Genomic DNA, 1339 nt, shown 5'->3' with positions numbered 1-1339 from the left:
CTTGTTAAACAGGTTGACATCCTCCCCGCCGTGAACGACGGGGATTCCTGGTTCGTCACCAAACCAGATTCCTGTTTCAACACGCCTTCCCTAGATGATTGCTTACGCAGCCACCCCCGTTCCAGTCGCTCCACAGGCTAACCCCGCCAGCCCGGCGGTTTTAATATTAATGGCTGCATTAATATCTCTGTCGTGATGGGTATTGCACTCAGGGCAGTCCCATTCACGAACAGACAACGGCAGACTTTCATGGACAAACCCGCAACCTGAGCAACGCTTTGAGCTTGGAAAGAATCGGTCGATCTGAACGACCTGTCTTTCAGCCCACTCTGCCTTGTACTGCAACTGTCGGACAAATTCTCCCCAGTTTGCGTCGGCTATGTGTTTTGCCAGTTTTGGATTCTTAATCATGTTCTTCACTGCAAGGTCTTCACAAACTACGACTTGGTTCTCGTTAATGAGTTTGCGGGATGCTTTGTGGGTAGCATCCATCCGGCAATCAGCGATCTTGGCATGAGTACGTGCAACCTTGAGCTTTGCTTTGGCTCTGTTACTACTGCCTTTCTGCTTTTTTGACAACTGACGCTGAAGGTAGGCGAGCTTTTCCTCGTAGCGTTTGGTGTGTCTTGGATTGCCGGATTTTTCACCGTCTGAAGTGATGAACAGATCATTCAAACCTAAATCAATGCCCACTGTCTTGTGACTAATAGGCATTGGTTTAGCTTCAAATTCGCACAGCATGGAAACAAAGTACCGACCTGCACGATCTTTGCTGATAGTGACACTGGAGGGCTCGGAAGGCAGTTCTCGACTCCAGCGAATATTCAGAGCCTCTTTGCTTTTAGCAATGAAGAGCTGACCATCTTTGTACTTGAAAGCAGACGAAGCAAAAGTTGCACTCTGTTTTGCGTGTCTCTTCTTGAAAGTCGGGTACTTAGCCCTACCTTCCCAAAAGTTCTTGAAGGCGGTTTGTTGATGGCGTAGTGATTGCTGAATGGGTACTGAAGAAACATCGTTCAGCCACTGATATTCAGGGTTCTTTTTCAGTTCGGTAAGCTGCTTTGATGCTGCGTTGTAATTAACACTGTTGCCGTTCTTGTAGTACTCGTCGGTACGCCAGCGAAGGATATGGTTGTAGACAAAACGTACGCAGCCGAAAGTTTGGGCAAGTAGCTTTTCTTGCTCAGACGTTGGATAGAATCGGTATTTGTAAGCTCGTTTAGTCATAATTACAAGAATAACTATTTTTGTGTAAATTGCAATCTTTACCAGCCCTGTTGGGCTGGGAGCTTACATCCCCGCACTAGAAGTACGGGGTTTTACGCTCATTCGATAAGGA

General features: G+C 47.1%; 1 protein-coding gene. It reads right to left on the bottom strand.

Annotated features, from left to right (window positions below):
- Nucleotides 1-102: 102 nt before the first annotated feature.
- A complete protein-coding gene (locus J7380_RS20220; protein WP_209059998.1) occupies nucleotides 103-1227 on the bottom strand; it encodes an RNA-guided endonuclease TnpB family protein in 1125 nt (374 codons plus the stop codon).
- Between the last annotated feature and the right edge of the window lie 112 nt (nucleotides 1228-1339).

The sequence above is a fragment of the Ruegeria sp. R8_1 genome, assembly GCF_017743815.1.
GTDB classification, from domain to species: Bacteria; Pseudomonadota; Alphaproteobacteria; order Rhodobacterales; family Rhodobacteraceae; genus Ruegeria; species Ruegeria lacuscaerulensis_A.
This window is presented reverse-complemented; position numbering and strand designations above follow the sequence as displayed.

Bases quoted from the DNA above. Each gene is read 5' to 3' on its own strand.
- J7380_RS20220 (WP_209059998.1), bottom strand. From the start codon at position 1,227: ATGACTAAACGAGCTTACAAATACCGATTCTATCCAACGTCTGAGCAA.